19 protein-coding genes are annotated in these 13783 nt (G+C 37.4%); 2 read left to right on the top strand and 17 right to left on the bottom strand.

The genetic code is table 11. The features are described 5' to 3' along the window. From JHC30_05185 to JHC30_05120, 14 genes are all read right to left on the bottom strand, one after another. A partial coding sequence (locus JHC30_05185) for an anion permease (GenBank protein MCI4463548.1) occupies positions 1 to 212 on the bottom strand: 212 nt, incomplete at its 3' end. A 75-nt stretch (positions 213 to 287) separates the two neighbouring features. Then, positions 288 to 1160, bottom strand: a complete 873-nt coding sequence (locus tag JHC30_05180; GenBank protein ID MCI4463547.1) for an anion permease — start codon at positions 1158 to 1160, stop codon at positions 288 to 290. 326 nt (positions 1161 to 1486) lie between these two features. After that, positions 1487 to 2038 carry a 2-oxoacid:acceptor oxidoreductase family protein gene (locus JHC30_05175; protein MCI4463546.1) on the bottom strand — a complete coding sequence of 184 codons (552 nt, stop codon included), beginning with the start codon at positions 2036 to 2038 and terminating at the stop codon, positions 1487 to 1489. After that, positions 2035 to 2841 (bottom strand): 2-oxoacid:ferredoxin oxidoreductase subunit beta, encoded by an 807-nt coding sequence (locus JHC30_05170; protein ID MCI4463545.1) that lies wholly within the window; start codon positions 2839 to 2841, stop codon positions 2035 to 2037. Before JHC30_05170 ends, JHC30_05175 begins: the two co-directional genes overlap by 4 nt. Next, positions 2820 to 3929, bottom strand: a complete 1110-nt coding sequence (locus tag JHC30_05165; GenBank protein MCI4463544.1) for a 2-oxoacid:acceptor oxidoreductase subunit alpha — start codon at positions 3927 to 3929, stop codon at positions 2820 to 2822. Before JHC30_05165 ends, JHC30_05170 begins: the two co-directional genes overlap by 22 nt. Beyond that, positions 3926 to 4129, bottom strand: a complete 204-nt coding sequence (locus JHC30_05160; GenBank protein MCI4463543.1) for a 4Fe-4S binding protein — start codon at positions 4127 to 4129, stop codon at positions 3926 to 3928. Before JHC30_05160 ends, JHC30_05165 begins: the two co-directional genes overlap by 4 nt. Beyond that, positions 4116 to 4997 carry a succinate--CoA ligase subunit alpha gene (gene sucD, locus JHC30_05155; protein ID MCI4463542.1) on the bottom strand — a complete coding sequence of 294 codons (882 nt, stop codon included), beginning with the start codon at positions 4995 to 4997 and terminating at the stop codon, positions 4116 to 4118. Before sucD ends, JHC30_05160 begins: the two co-directional genes overlap by 14 nt. 16 nt (positions 4998 to 5013) lie before the next feature. After that, positions 5014 to 6144, bottom strand: coding sequence for an ADP-forming succinate--CoA ligase subunit beta (gene sucC / locus JHC30_05150; protein ID MCI4463541.1), 1131 nt, complete (start codon positions 6142 to 6144; stop codon positions 5014 to 5016). A 1-nt stretch (position 6145) separates the two neighbouring features. Continuing rightward, positions 6146 to 6790, bottom strand: coding sequence for a PAS domain-containing protein (locus JHC30_05145; GenBank protein MCI4463540.1), 645 nt, complete (start codon positions 6788 to 6790; stop codon positions 6146 to 6148). Between the two features lie 78 nt (positions 6791 to 6868). Then, on the bottom strand, positions 6869 to 8002 hold the full coding sequence (locus JHC30_05140) for an FAD-binding oxidoreductase (protein ID MCI4463539.1): 1134 nt from the start codon (positions 8000 to 8002) through the stop codon (positions 6869 to 6871). Then, the gene (locus tag JHC30_05135) at positions 7999 to 8265 is read right to left on the bottom strand and encodes a (2Fe-2S)-binding protein (GenBank protein MCI4463538.1); all 267 of its coding nucleotides are present in this window, start codon (positions 8263 to 8265) and stop codon (positions 7999 to 8001) included. The genes JHC30_05140 and JHC30_05135 overlap by 4 nt, the downstream gene beginning before the upstream one ends. Then, positions 8258 to 8749, bottom strand: a complete 492-nt coding sequence (locus tag JHC30_05130) for a 4Fe-4S binding protein (GenBank protein MCI4463537.1) — start codon at positions 8747 to 8749, stop codon at positions 8258 to 8260. Before JHC30_05130 ends, JHC30_05135 begins: the two co-directional genes overlap by 8 nt. Next, complete coding sequence (locus JHC30_05125; GenBank protein ID MCI4463536.1) at positions 8742 to 10139, bottom strand: FAD-dependent oxidoreductase; 1398 nt, start codon at positions 10137 to 10139, stop codon at positions 8742 to 8744. Before JHC30_05125 ends, JHC30_05130 begins: the two co-directional genes overlap by 8 nt. A gap of 44 nt (positions 10140 to 10183) precedes the next feature. Further along, entirely contained in the window at positions 10184 to 10597 is a 414-nt protein-coding gene (locus JHC30_05120; protein ID MCI4463535.1) for a metallopeptidase family protein, read from the bottom strand. Between JHC30_05120 and JHC30_05115 the strand changes: the two genes are divergently transcribed. After that, positions 10578 to 11114: a GNAT family N-acetyltransferase gene (locus JHC30_05115; protein MCI4463534.1), complete on the top strand. Its 537-nt coding sequence runs from the start codon at positions 10578 to 10580 to the stop codon at positions 11112 to 11114. The two genes, JHC30_05120 and JHC30_05115, sit on opposite strands and share 20 nt — an antisense overlap. Here JHC30_05115 and JHC30_05110 read toward each other — a convergent pair. Both JHC30_05110 and JHC30_05105 read right to left on the bottom strand, forming a co-directional pair. Then, complete coding sequence (locus JHC30_05110) at positions 11089 to 11346, bottom strand: DUF2892 domain-containing protein (protein MCI4463533.1); 258 nt, start codon at positions 11344 to 11346, stop codon at positions 11089 to 11091. The two genes, JHC30_05115 and JHC30_05110, sit on opposite strands and share 26 nt — an antisense overlap. Beyond that, positions 11343 to 12218, bottom strand: a complete 876-nt coding sequence (locus JHC30_05105; protein ID MCI4463532.1) for a hypothetical protein — start codon at positions 12216 to 12218, stop codon at positions 11343 to 11345. The genes JHC30_05110 and JHC30_05105 overlap by 4 nt, the downstream gene beginning before the upstream one ends. 132 nt (positions 12219 to 12350) lie before the next feature. Between JHC30_05105 and dinB the strand changes: the two genes are divergently transcribed. Beyond that, positions 12351 to 13559, top strand: a complete 1209-nt coding sequence (dinB, locus tag JHC30_05100) for a DNA polymerase IV (protein ID MCI4463531.1) — start codon at positions 12351 to 12353, stop codon at positions 13557 to 13559. Positions 13560 to 13624: 65 nt separating this feature from the next. Here dinB and JHC30_05095 read toward each other — a convergent pair. Continuing rightward, on the bottom strand, positions 13625 to 13783 hold a 159-nt coding region (locus JHC30_05095), incomplete at its 5' end, for a sodium ion-translocating decarboxylase subunit beta (GenBank protein ID MCI4463530.1).

Here is a 13783-nt window from a genome sequence, read left to right as displayed (position 1 = left end):
TAGAAAACAAGAATAACTAAACCAATCAATCCAATTGTTAACCCTGCTTTCAACATGTCTCTTACTTTCACATATCCTCCGGTCATAACGACTACATTTGGAGATGTTAAAGCAGGAAGAGAAAAGACAAGAGATATTGCAAAAGTTGTTGGAAGCATGACAAGGTGCAGGTGAATTTTTGCTGCAACTGCAACAGCACCTACAATTGGCATAAATATAGATGTAGCAGATGTATGAGATGTAAACTGCGCAATAAGGAATCCTGCTCCACCTACAAGGAAAATAACTCACAAAAGGTTAACTCCTTGAAGGAAGGCAAGTTTTGAACCAACAAAATCGGCAAGTTTTGTTGTTACCATCGCATCCGCTATTGCAAGACCACCACCAAATATAAGGATAATGTCCCAGGGTAATTTCTTCACAGATCCTCCTGTTAGGACACTCTCTCCTTTTTTAAAGTCAACAGGTATCATATATAAAAGTAAAGATGCTAAAATTGCAACAGTTGAGTCATGGACAAATTTAGAAACTCCAATAAGGCTTGACCAACCTTTAAGTGTGAAACTTCCAAAATTAATATCTTCCCTGAATATCCAAAGAAGAACAGTAATAACAAAAACAGTTGCAACAATTTTTTCTTTCTTGTTCATCTGCCCGAGTTTCCTGAGTTCGCTTGCAAAAACTTCCTTACTTTCTTTTAATCCTGGAAACCCTGGCTTGAAGAATACTGATGTAAGCATAAACCAGGTAAAAGGAAGGAAAAGCACAATGAATATCACCCCAAACTTTGTAAAGTCAAGGAAACTCAAAGTAGGTGCATTAGGAAACATCTGCTTTGCCATACTCATAAATATGATGTTTGGAGGAGTACCTATTGGAGTTCCCATTCCTCCAATACTTGCAGCAAATGCAACACCAAGCATAAGCGCCGTTGCAAACTTAAACTCACCTGGAGTTGTATCAACAGCAAGACCTTCTTTATGAAACAGACTTTTATAAAACTCTATAATAGATAAGGCAATAGGCAAAGCCATTACAGTTGCGGTTGTATTTGAAATCCACATCGAAATAAATCCAACAGCAATCATAAAGGCAAGAATAATTTTCTTTGGTGATGTGCCAATTTTATCAATGAGAAACAAAGAAAATCTCGTATGCAATCCTGACTCTTCAAGGGCTTCTGAGATAAAAAACCACCAACAAAAAGCATTATTTCTTGAGACATATAACTTTTTGCAATGTCTTTTGCACCGATAACCTTAAAAAGAGGTAAAATCACAAGCGGCAAAAGTAAAGTAATTGGAAGAGGAACTGCTTCCGTTGCCCACCATATAGCCATCCAGAGAAGTAGCCCAATGGTAATTTTTGCTCCAACTTGCATCCCTTAAGGGGTCTTCAAAAGCAAGACAAGAAGAAATACAAGAATTCCAGCAAAGAAACCTACTTTTTTGAGAGTTGGGAATGTATTTCAACTTTCTTTGAAACTTCAGTTTGTTTTTACATTGTTAGCCTCCTTTGCACCTATTTCATATCCTTTTTCTAATGCCTTGATATTTAACTCACCTTTATTTTTAAAGCGCTCATTAACAACATTCTTGAGAGCATCTAAGGTCACAACCCCTGTTAATCCGGAAAGTATCCCCAAAAGGACGATATTCGAAGAAATTTTACTGCCTGTAATATCAATTGCAACCTTAGTTATTGGATAATGAAAGTTTTTAATACCATCTTTCAAATGGCGGACATAAAAATCATCAAGGATTACTAAAGAGCCTTCCTTAAGACCATTCGTAAATTCATCATATGCATCCTGGCTAAGTGTAATTACGATATCTGGACTTCGTACTTCTGGAAAATAAATTTCTTCATCAGAAATTATAACATCCGCTTTTGACATTTCTCCCCTGGCTGCTGCACCATAAACCTGCGATTGGACAACATTTTTCCCGTCATAGATACCACTTGCTTCTGCAAGGAGAATGCTTGCAAGAACAATACCTTGACCACCTGAGCCTGCAATGCGTATTTCTTTCCTCATGGTTTCACCTTCTTTACAAGTTCGTAATATTTCTCCGTGAATTCTTCTTTCTCTTCGTTAACAAATTCTCCTACTACAATTCCGTCTTTTATTGAAAGCGTATTAACCTTTGAGTAAGGCATTGACTTTTCTTTCAACCACTTTATATATGCCGCTGGGTCTTCAAGGTTATTCCTTCTTCCATATTCGGTTACACAAGAAGAAACAGCCTCTATTAATGAAAAGCCTTTATGAAGGATTCCGTTCAGGATATATTTTTCAAGCACAAATGGACTTGCTATTGTTTCACGAGCAACATAAGTTGCGCCTGATGCAACTGCAAGGTAAGAAATGTCCATCGGTTCTTCAATTTCTCCGTAGGGTGTTGTTGTAGTATAAGCACCATCGGGTGTTGTAGGGGATACTTGCCCGCCTGTCATTCCGTATGTGAAGTTATTGAAGACTATAACAGTCATATCAATATTTCTTTTTGCAGTATGAATGAAATGATTTCCTCCAATTGCAGCAAGGTCACCATCACCTGTTGCAACAATCACTTTAAGTTCAGGGTTTGCAAGTTTTATACCAGTTGCAAATGCAAGGGGACGTCCGTGGAGGGTATGCAGGGTGTTGAAATTTACATAACCTGAAGAGCGGCCTGCGCAGCCTATCCCCGAAACAAACACGATTTTGTCCTTGTCGATTTTGGAGCGCTCAATTGCCCTCAGAATTGCCCCAAGAACTATCCCATTACCACAACCAGGACACCAGATATGAGGAAGCTTGCTACTTCTTAAGTTTTCTAAAGAGATCTCTGTATACATAATTCCATCTCCTCTGGAGTGATTAGTTCTCCATTTTCTTTTCCAAAAAATTCTACATTGCGCTTAATAATACGCTCTACCTCAAGCACATATTGCCCCATATTCATTTCAAAAACAAAAACCTTCTTACCTTCGGCAATTTCTCTTATAGGTTTCTCAAGCGATGGCCAGATTGTGATTGGTCTTAATAGTCCTGCTTTAATTCCTTTCTTTCTTAACTCAATAACTGCATCCTTTGCAGACCTTGCAGTTGCACCATATGCAATAATAAGATAGTCAGCATCATCTGCGTAAAATGTCTCAAATCTTCCAATGTCATCTATGTTTTTGTATATTTTTCTATGCAATCTTTCTATTAAAGCCTCCGCCTTAACCGGGTTAGATGTTGGGAATCCTGTCTCGTCGTGCGTTAAACCTGTTATATGAAATCTGTAACCCTCGCCAAAATTTGCAAAAGGAGGAATATCATAATTGGGATCATAAGGAAGATATTCTTCTTTTGGAACTGTGGGTTTTTGCCTTTCAAAAACTTTCAAATCTTGAGTTAATCTAACTTTTTCTCTCATATGACCTATGACTTCATCAGAAAGAAAAATTACAGGAGTTCTGTATTTTTCAGATAGATTAAATGCCTCTACAATAAGCTCGTAGGATTCCTGAACTGAGTATGGATAAACAACAATAATTGGATGAGACCCATGAGTACCGAAGCGTGCTTGCATTACATCACCTTGAGCAGGATAGGTTGGAATTCCAGTCGAAGGCCCAACCCTTTGCACATCTACCACCACAACAGGTATTTCTGAATAACTTGCAAAACCTATTCCCTCCTGCATAAGGGAGAAACCGGGACCTGAAGTTGCAGTCATTGCCTTTTTCCCTGCTAAGGATGCACCGATTATTGCACTAATGCTCCCAAGTTCGTCTTCCATCTGAATGAAAACGCCACCATTTTTAGGCAAAAGGTTTGCCATCCTCTCCGCAAGGTCTGTTGAAGGTGTTATCGGATATCCAGCGAAGAACCTACAACCAGCATAAATTGCACCATATGCAACTGCATCATTTCCTGAAATCACAAGTTCTTTCATACTTTCACTTCCTTTTTAATTACAATTGCAAAGTCGGGACAGTATACCTCGCACATTCCACATCCCATACACTTTTCAGTGTCAGTAACTTCGACCTTAAAATCCTCTCCTATGCGAAGAATCTTTGCAGGGCAAACAGAAACACAAATTCCACAGCCTTTACAAAATTCTTTATTGATAATTACATTATTTTTTGCCATTTCCAAGGATCTCCTTAAGAATTTCTGCAACTTCTACAGGTGTCTTACCAACACGTATACCTTTACTTTCAAGATATGCAACTTTTTCCTCTGCTGTACGTGTATTTGGTGTAACTATTGCACCTGCGTGCCCCATTCTTTTGCCTTTTGGGGATGCTCTTCCTGCAATAAAGGAGACAACGGGTTTATTAAATTCTTTCTCTATAAAGTCAGCCGCATCTTCCTCGTCAGACCCTCCAATTTCACCAACAAGAACTACTGCCTCTGTCTCGGGGTCATTTTTGAACTCCTTCAAAATATCTATAAACTTCATTCCAATGACAGGATCTCCTCCTATACCAACTGCAGTAGTTTCCCCCAAGCCACTATCAGAGATGTGCTTAACTATTTCATATGTAAGTGTGCCAGACCTTGAAACAACACCGACCCGACCTTTCTTGAAAATATTTCCAGGCATTATGCCGAGTTTTGCTTTCCCAACGGAGATTATACCAGGGCAGTTTGGTCCTATAAGTCTTGCCCCTTTCATATTAACATATTCAACTGCCTTTATCATGCTCTGTACAGGTATTCCTTCCGTAATAGTAACAATAAGTTTTATGCCTGCGTTTACTGCTTCATATATTGCATCCTCTGCAAACTTTGCCGGGACAAAAATAACAGTTGCGTTTGCGGAAGTTTTGTTAACTGCCTCCTCAACAGTATCAAAAACAGGAATACCATAAACATCGCTTCCACCTTTATATGGCGTAACCCCACCGACAACTTTTGTGCCATAGTCAAGCATTGCTTTTGCATGGAAAGAACCATCTCTTCCGGTTATTCCCTGCACTATTACTTTTGTATTTTCATCAACCAGAATACTCATAGAAAATCCCCCTTTCTCACTTTACAAGTTCCACTACTTTTTTCACGCCATCAACCATTGAATCGGTATAGATAAGAGGTGTATCTTTAAGAATTTCTCGTGCCTTATCCTCGTTTGTGCCAGTAAGCCTAACAACTATTGGAACATTTACCTTGGTCATTTCAAGCGCCTTTAATAACCCATTTGCAACATCATCGCAACGCGTAATTCCACCAAAGATATTTATGAGAATTGCTTTTACATTTTTATCTCTTGTAATCATTTCTATTGCACTTGCTACTTTTTCAGGAGAAGATGAGCCTCCAATATCAAGGAAATTTGCAGGTTCTCCGCCGAAAAGCTTAATGAGGTCCATAGTAGCCATAGCAAGCCCTGCACCGTTAACAAGACAACCGATATTGCCGTTTAGTTTTATATATGTAAAGCCTTTTGATTTTGCTTCAAGTTCAAGCTTTTCTTCTTCAGAAGGCTCATAAAGTCCCTCAAGTTCGGGGTGCCTAAACATTGCATTGTCGTCAACAGAAACTTTTGCATCAAGCGCTAATACTTCATTACCCTCGACTACTGCAAGAGGGTTAATCTCTGCAAGATTTGCATCAAGCGATATGTATACTTTGTACAACTTTTCAATTGTGTCTGCAATCTTCGGTGCAATATTTACATCTTTAGTTAAATGAATTGAAGCTTTTTTCGCTTCATAGGAAAACAAACCCATAATAGGATCAACATAAATTTTAAAGATCTTTTGGGGTGAATTTTTTGCAACTTCTTCTATATCAACTCCACCTGCGTCAGAAACAATCAACACATTTCTTTTACTTGACCTATCAACTGTAAAACCCACATAAAATTCTTTAAGAATATTTACAGCCTTTGCAACAAGAAGTTTTTTAACCTTTAAACCCTTTATCTCCATCGACAGAAGTTCATTTGCAATTTTTACAACATCGTCCTCTGTCTTTGCAACCTTTACACCACCTGCCTTGCCACGCCCTCCAACAAGGACTTGCACTTTTAATACAACAGGCAGCCCTATTCTCTTTGCAACACTCAACGCCTCCTCGGGTGTGCTTGCAACCTCCCCGGTTACGACAGGAATGCCAAACTTCTTAAAAAATTCCCTTGATTGATACTCTTGAAGATTCATCCTACACCCCTTTCTCTAATTTTCTTAAGTAGGCATAGACTGTGTAAATTGAAATGCCTAATTTGTTTGCTACAAAACTTACTGAATTTTTGAGTTTAAAAAATCCGCGCCTGTAAAGTTCAGAAACAATAGTAAAATTATCAATTTTGTTAGAAGAGCTTTTTGAAGAAAGAATCGAATAAACCTCATTGAAAGCACGCTCTATTGCTTCATCGTAATCAAGAGAAGTAATTTTACTGAGGACTTCTCGTTTTGATTCCTGGAATGTGAGAAAGAATGATGTAAATTTATTCATCACTTCTATGTTTGAAAGATCCATATTCAGACACAGAAGACCAATCAAATCGTTATTTCTGTTTCTGATGCCTATCGTAATAGAACGAAGTTTTTTTCTCTTGTAAGAGAGGCTCTCGTAAGGACCAAAGTAATCAAGACCACCTTTTAATTTCTCTATTACATATTTTCCTGCCTCTGTTAACGAATCGCCTATTTTACGCCCTGTAATGTGACCGTTTTCAATTGCAATTATTGTCGATTGGTTATCAAGAAGTGTATGCAATACTATCTCGACATTTTCGCCGAAAAATTCTTTTAGTGCTTTTACAACAACTCTGTAACTTTCAAGTAATTCTTTATCTTTATCCATTTTAAAATTTTTTGTCAAATTATTATACAAAACTTTTTACTTTATACAAGATTTTTAATGATTTTTTTACAAAAATTTTTATCCGATTACAGCCTTTTCGACAATCAACTTTCCTTCTTTAAACCTATCAAGAGTAAGGTTGTTTGCCTCTTCAAGGAAAAACATCCCATGCGTAATGTAGTGAGCAAGAAGTTTTCCAACAATTGGACCAAGCATAAAGCCATGCCCGGAATAACCAGTGCCAATGTAAAGATTGGATATGGGCGTTGGGCCAATAATCGGATGCTTATCCGGTGATACCACATAAAAACCTGCCCACTGCCTCATAAGTCTTACAGAAGAAAGTTTTGGGAAAACTCTCAAAAGTTCTTCTGTAAATTTTTTAACAAACGCAAATGTCGGAGTTAAGTCATCTTGAGGAGGCTCATTTGTATCAGTACCTCCAATAATCCTTCCTCTGTAAGTTTGAGTGAAGTAAAGTGCACCGTCAACAACCATTGGAGAAAGGAATATCTTTAATGGCTCAGAAACAACTATTTGGTGTTTGTAATTTTCTAAAGGGATATCAATATCCAATTTATTTGCTAATCTCTTTGTATCTGCACCAGTTGCAAGCAAAACTGCATCTACATTATATCTCTCTTTATTCGTGATAACCTCTGTAATTTTCCCCGAGACAACTACAAAATCTTTAACTTCTTCGTAATCAAATATTGAAACACCATTTTCCTTCAAGAAAACTCTTAAAGAATCAAGAACATCCTGGGGATATGCAGAACCATCAGTCGGACACCAGGATGCACCTAAAACACCCTCAAGATTTATATCAGGAACAATTTCCTTTATCTCTTCTCTTCCAATGATTCTACTTGGCACACCAAACAAATTCTGGAGTTTTACATGATTTTTATACTCCTCAAGTGCCTTTTCACTTCTTAAAAGCCACAGATACCCACCCTGCCTGAAGTGGATAGGCAAAGGTAAACTTTCTTCCCAGTATTGCCAGATTTTTACTGACTCTCTCATTAGTACAATATGTTCTCTTGTTGTAAATTGCTGTCTTATGCCTGTGCCACATCGCCCTGTTGAACCTGAGCCAACATAATTTTTCTCAACGATCGCAACATTCTTTACACCGTTTCTTACAAGATAGTATGCAGTTGAAAGCCCAGTTATGCCACCACCGATTATCAAAACATCATAGTTTTTCATTTTTTCTCCTCCTTTAAGAAGATGCCAAATGGGACCGGTGTTTCAGGTGGACGAACAGTAACATTTTGTGGAAATTCTTTGTTGAGTTCAAAAAGAATTCTTTGCAGAAGTGGAATACATGTCTTTCCCTGGCAGGGACCCGTTCCTACTTTAAGATGTCTTCTCAGGGACTCGATATCCCTGTATCCTTCGTTATACGCTTTGATAATATCTTCATATGTTACATCTTCACATCTGCAGATAATTACATTTTTCTTATCCATGGATTACCTCTATATTTCTCACTTCATAAATTAAGTCCTGTTCTTTAAATGAGACGGTTACAATTGAAGATTGGGTATCACGCTCAACCTTAATAACCTTAGTAACGAAACCAACCCCTACTCTTTCTCCAAGTCGATTAAGCAAATACACTTCATCTCCCTTTTTGGGAAGAGGCAACATCTCGTAAGGCAATGTAACTTCGTAATCTGAATCGTTTTTTCTAACAAGAAACAGCGCAAGCCCTGGACATACCATTACACATTTTCCACAACCAATACACGCTTCATAGTTAATTTTTGGTGGGTCTTTTATATCATCCATAGAAATTGCACCGGTTGGGCACGACGAAACGCAGGGATTACAAGGGATTTCCTGCACACATTCGCTTATAGCAACTGCATGATTAGAGATTTGCTCTATTGTAGGAAAATTAGAAATTATATCTTCCTTTGTAAGATAGCCTGTCTTCAAGAAATCACTCATACATTACCTCCCTTAAACCCTCAACGATCTTTTTGGAGAAAGGACTGCTTCTAAGTCTTTCAAGATCTTCCTGTGTTTCCTTTAAATCAGTATTTACTTCAATGCCTAATTTCTTCAAGATTGAGAGACCTGCAATCTTACCTTCAAGCATCGCAGTTGATGCTTCTTCAATGCCGCTTACATCTCCTGCAACATAGATATTTTTCTTTGTAGTTTCAAATTCATTACTTCTCAGCGGAACATACCCACCTAAAGATGGGACATATTTTAATTCACATCCTGCCTGAGCAAGAAGTTGATACGAAGGCTGAAGCCCAACTGATAGAAGCACAGCATCAACATCCATTTCAAACTCTTCAATTTCCTCAAAATTCTCGTTTAATTTTGCAAGAACAACTTTCTCCACCTTCCCGTTACCGATTGCTTTTTTAATGGTAGTTTGCGTATAAATTGGCACACCAAAACGCCTTACTTTTGCAGCGTGCACAAAATATCCACCAATTTTGCTTGTAGCTTCAATTATTGCCTTAACATGCATACCTGCTTGCAATAGTTGATACGAAACAATAAGCCCAACATTACCAGCCCCTACAACAAGGATATTATCCCCAATTTTAATACCGTAGACATTCATAAGGGTTTGCGCAGCCCCCGCCCCCATAACATTTGGTAGGTCGTTTCCTTCGAACGGAATCATTTTTTCAGAAGCCCCTGTTGCAAAAATCGTAAATTTAGGGTAGATCTTTAAAAGTTTATTGTCTGAAAATGCAAGCACAAGGTTCTCATCAGGATAGTATGCAAAAACTGTAGTATTAGTAAGATATTGCGTGTTGAGTGTTTGCAACTCATTAATGAGTTCGGAAGCAATCTTTATTCCACGAGTTCCAGCACGCTCTTTTTTAGAGCCGAAAAACTTATGCGTTTGTTTTATAAGTTGACCACCTAAATTCGGGTTTTGATCCAGAAGTAATACTGAAACATCCCTTTTTCGAAGAGTTATAGCTGCCTCTAATCCTGCAGGACCTGCACCGACAATTAGAACCGTCGGATATAGAGTCTCCGCATTTTTAAATTGATAAGAATCCTTTGGCAATTCACCGAATCCTTTTTGCCTTTTTACAACCATCCCTTCCTGCGCAACAAGGATGCAGGTTCGAACATTTGGAATCCCGTTAACTTCCATAAGACAGGAGGAACACTTCCCTATTGCACAGAACATACCTCTTGGGCGGTGTAATTTGGGACTTTCTGAAAATACATCAATTCCATTTCGGTAGAGAGCCATAGCAACTGGCTCATTTTCGTAAGCCTCGATAGTTTTACCTTCAAAAGAAAATTTTACACTGCCTACTCTCCTGAACTGGAGAATAGGATGATTTTCGATCTCCATCACCCACCACCTTTCAATTCATGCCAACTTATTATAAAGTGTTTTTAATAAACTCCAAGCCTTCTTAAGTTGTCTTCGCCCATTCCAAAGTAATGCCCGATCTCATGAAGGACAACTTTTCTAATCTTCTCCTCTATCGCTATTCCTTCGAGGTTTGCAAAGTAGATTATGGGGTTCATAAAAATATAAATCCTATCAGGCAATACCCAGTTATAATTTACGCCTCTTTTGTTCAGGGGAACACCAACATAAAGCCCCAAAAGGATCTGTCCTTTGAAACCATGACTTTCAACGAAACTTTCAGTTGGAGCTTCTAAAACGATAAACTCTAAATTTTTAATCTGCTCTTTGAGTTCTTGTGGCAAACTTTCTAAAGTTTTATCAATTACTTCTCTAAATAAATCTAAATTTTCATTCACTTTTACATTATAATAGATTGTGCCTGCAATAAAAACCATTAATCATTACAACCTTAGTTTAAATGAAGTTAAAGATTTAAAGATCCACGAAAATTTTGTTCATAAGATTTTTACATCATTTAGCGATTTAGATACCTCTATTCTAAATAAAATAACAAATACATTTGGAAACGATAAAGTCACCGAAATAAAATTCAGGTTTATAGCAAAGCATAAGATGGTTGTAACATTTATTGATAATGAATTTGCTTCCTATTGCTTCTTCTCCGATAGACCCTTTAGGTTTAGTCTTTTCAAATTAAAAGAAGACGAGATCTATTTCTATGACTGTTTCACATTCGAAAAATTCAGAGGAAGGTCTTCCATATATAGCGAGGTAAGATATGTTATAGACAAATACAAAGATTTAGGCTATAAAATAGCACATGTCGAGATCGAGGAAAATAATATCGCATCCCAAAAAGCTTTTAACAAATTAGGTTTTAAGAAAACTCAAACATTTTATGTAATAGAATTTTTAGGAACAAGAATTATCTTCTCAAAAAGAGTTTCTTAAGAGGTGAAAACCTCGTAATTCCAGTAAAGAAAAGTACAAACCCAAAAAAGAAACATAAAATCTGAAGAACATCTCGATACCTGAAAATAGTATTGAAAATAAAAGAGCGTGGATAGCCCACGCTCTCGTATCGCATGATAAAATCGTTTATTTTATATCCTGCAATAAAAATTGCAACACCTATTATTGCCCGTATAATACCTTCAACTAAAGAAATATTTTCATCACTCATTTTTGAGGTTTTTGAGGCGCAGTTCTTTCTGGTGCTTTATATGGAAGAGGGACATACTGAACCGATGGTCTCATAGAAGGATTCTGCGGGTAAAGGTCCATAAGTTCATAAATCTCTCTAGGCATATCAGATGAAACATTCAATCCAATTTCCTTTGCCTGTTCAAAAGTTATAGGATAATCATGAGTCCATCTTCCTTCGCTAAGCATAGTTGCAATTCTCTCTGCATCTTCTTCTGACCTTCCGTTTGCAAGTAGAAGTTTTTTTACAAAATCCTTTACCTGCACAAGAGCCTTCCTTGACACATCTGCAAGAATAAGAGTTTCATCATCTATTTTGTCTTTGTTTTTCTCTTCTACAACCTTAAGTATTGATGCTGCAGGATAATTACCAATTTGAGGATCAACAGGTCCAAGGACGGCATTTTCATCCATTACAATCTCGTCTGAAGCAAGGGCAAGCATAGTTCCGCCACTCATTGCGTAATGAGGAACAAAGACAGTTACTTTCCCTTTATGTTTCACAAGTGCCTGCGCTATCTGCTCTGTTGCAAGCACAAGCCCTCCTGGAGTGTGAAGAATAATATCAATAGGCATTTCAGGTGGTGTAAGTCTAATAGCACGAAGTATCGCTTCGGAATCCTCGATACTTATATACCTGCTTATAGGAATACCAAGCAAACTCATCGTTTCCTGTCTGTGAATGAGAAGTATCACCCTCGACTTTCTTTTTTGTTCAAATTTTCTTATAAGGTCTAATCTCTGAAGTTCAAGGTTTTTCTGATGCAACATCGGCGAAAGAACAGAATAAATGATAAAAATCCAGAACAACCAGTTAAGTATGGCGCCTACCGTGTCAACATTGTTATTCATATTAGCCTCCTTTCTTTTTGGTTTCTAAATTAGATTATAACAATTAATTTAAAAAATTCAATACGATTTCAAGCATTAATGCACAATTTTCACTGTCTTGACACACGAACATATTTTCGTATAATTTAGTGTATGGAAAGGATTATTGCGCATATTGATATGGATGCATTCTTTGCATCTGTAGAACAGGTAAAAAGACCCTGGCTTAAAGGAAAGCCAATAGGGGTAACAAACCATCCTGACGGCAGGTCTGTCATTGCAACAGCATCATATGAAGCACGCGCCTACGGTATAAAATCAGGAATGCCTGTAAAAGAAGCACTCAAGTTATTTCCAGGTCTTATCTTAGTTAAGGGAGATGCTTCCTTATACGAAAAAATTTCGGATGGCATTTATGAAATTCTCGTACATTATGCGCCAAATGTTGAAAGGTTCTCTATTGATGAAGCGTTTTTAGACCTTACATATGCTGCAAAAGATTATAACTCTGCAAGAGAAATAGGTATAAAAATAAAGAAAGAAATCTTTGAAAAATATTTACTTCCCTCTACTATTGGTATAAGTTATAATAAACTTATTGCAAAAATGGCTTCTAAAGAAGCAAAACCAAACGGCTTGCTTGTTATTACAAAGGAAGAAGTAGATGATTTTTTAAAAAAACTTCCCGTTTCTAAAATCCCTGGTATTGGTAAGAAAATAGAAGAGGCATTAAAAAAGAAATTTAATGTGGAAACAATTGCAGAACTACAAAATATAGAATTAAACGAACTAATCAAGGCATTTCACACATACGGATTATTCATATACAACGCAGCACACGGCATTGATAATTCAGAAGTTATACCAGAATACGAAAGAGATGATGAGAAATCCATAGGAAACTCCACAACTCTGGATTTTGATACAGATGATATTGAAATAATAAAAGGGGTTTTAAGGAGGCTTTCCTCAAATGTGTGTTACAGGTTGAGAAATAGAAATCTTCTTACCGAGCGACTTACATTAACAATAAGATATGAGGATTTCTCTACATCCTCCCACAGCAAAAACATAGAAAAAACAAATCTCGATTCTCAAATTTATACAGAAGCGCTTAAATTATTTTTTGAAATATACAACGGACAGAAGGTTCGCCTTCTTGGGGTAACTGCAAGGAATCTGAGTGAGACACCATATACACTTTTCGAGCACAAAGAAGACAAAAATGAAAAGCTGGTAAGTGCCTTAGATAAAGCAAAGAAAAAAATAGGTGACGAAAGTGTTAGTTATGCAAACAGCATAAATCTGCGTTTCAGGCTTGCAAATAAAAAAATAAGCGGAGGAAATTCCTCCGCCCTTTAAGCATTTTGATATATCAATTCAATACGTAAGAAGTGTTATAAGGATTCCTGCAACAACTGCAGTCCCTATTCTCCTGAGACATTCGGACCCATTGCATGCATAAGAAGGAAGTTTCCTGGGTTTTCTTCCTGACCAACTTTCTGAGACACCCTTGCTGCCATAGGGACAGCTGAAACTCCTGCAGAACCAATAAGGGGGTTAACCTTTCCGCCTGAAAAGATATA

The sequence above is a fragment of the Caldisericum sp. genome, from assembly GCA_022759145.1.
Lineage (GTDB): Bacteria > Caldisericota > Caldisericia > Caldisericales > Caldisericaceae > Caldisericum.
The sequence above is the reverse complement of the archived record's forward strand: the minus strand, read 5'-3'. Positions and strand labels throughout refer to the sequence as shown.

Bases quoted from the DNA above. Each gene is read 5' to 3' on its own strand.
- JHC30_05175 (MCI4463546.1), bottom strand. From the start codon at position 2,038: ATGAGGAAAGAAATACGCATTGCAGGCTCAGGTGGTCAAGGTATTGTT.
- JHC30_05170 (MCI4463545.1), bottom strand. From the start codon at position 2,841: ATGTATACAGAGATCTCTTTAGAAAACTTAAGAAGTAGCAAGCTTCCT.
- JHC30_05165 (MCI4463544.1), bottom strand. From the start codon at position 3,929: ATGAAAGAACTTGTGATTTCAGGAAATGATGCAGTTGCATATGGTGCA.
- JHC30_05160 (MCI4463543.1), bottom strand. From the start codon at position 4,129: ATGGCAAAAAATAATGTAATTATCAATAAAGAATTTTGTAAAGGCTGT.
- sucD (MCI4463542.1), bottom strand. From the start codon at position 4,997: ATGAGTATTCTGGTTGATGAAAATACAAAAGTAATAGTGCAGGGAATA.
- sucC (MCI4463541.1), bottom strand. From the start codon at position 6,144: ATGAATCTTCAAGAGTATCAATCAAGGGAATTTTTTAAGAAGTTTGGC.
- JHC30_05145 (MCI4463540.1), bottom strand. From the start codon at position 6,790: ATGGATAAAGATAAAGAATTACTTGAAAGTTACAGAGTTGTTGTAAAA.
- JHC30_05140 (MCI4463539.1), bottom strand. From the start codon at position 8,002: ATGAAAAACTATGATGTTTTGATAATCGGTGGTGGCATAACTGGGCTT.
- JHC30_05135 (MCI4463538.1), bottom strand. From the start codon at position 8,265: ATGGATAAGAAAAATGTAATTATCTGCAGATGTGAAGATGTAACATAT.
- JHC30_05130 (MCI4463537.1), bottom strand. From the start codon at position 8,749: ATGAGTGATTTCTTGAAGACAGGCTATCTTACAAAGGAAGATATAATT.
- JHC30_05125 (MCI4463536.1), bottom strand. From the start codon at position 10,139: ATGGAGATCGAAAATCATCCTATTCTCCAGTTCAGGAGAGTAGGCAGT.
- JHC30_05120 (MCI4463535.1), bottom strand. From the start codon at position 10,597: ATGGTTTTTATTGCAGGCACAATCTATTATAATGTAAAAGTGAATGAA.
- JHC30_05110 (MCI4463533.1), bottom strand. From the start codon at position 11,346: ATGAGTGATGAAAATATTTCTTTAGTTGAAGGTATTATACGGGCAATA.
- JHC30_05105 (MCI4463532.1), bottom strand. From the start codon at position 12,218: ATGAATAACAATGTTGACACGGTAGGCGCCATACTTAACTGGTTGTTC.
- dinB (MCI4463531.1), top strand. From the start codon at position 12,351: ATGGAAAGGATTATTGCGCATATTGATATGGATGCATTCTTTGCATCT.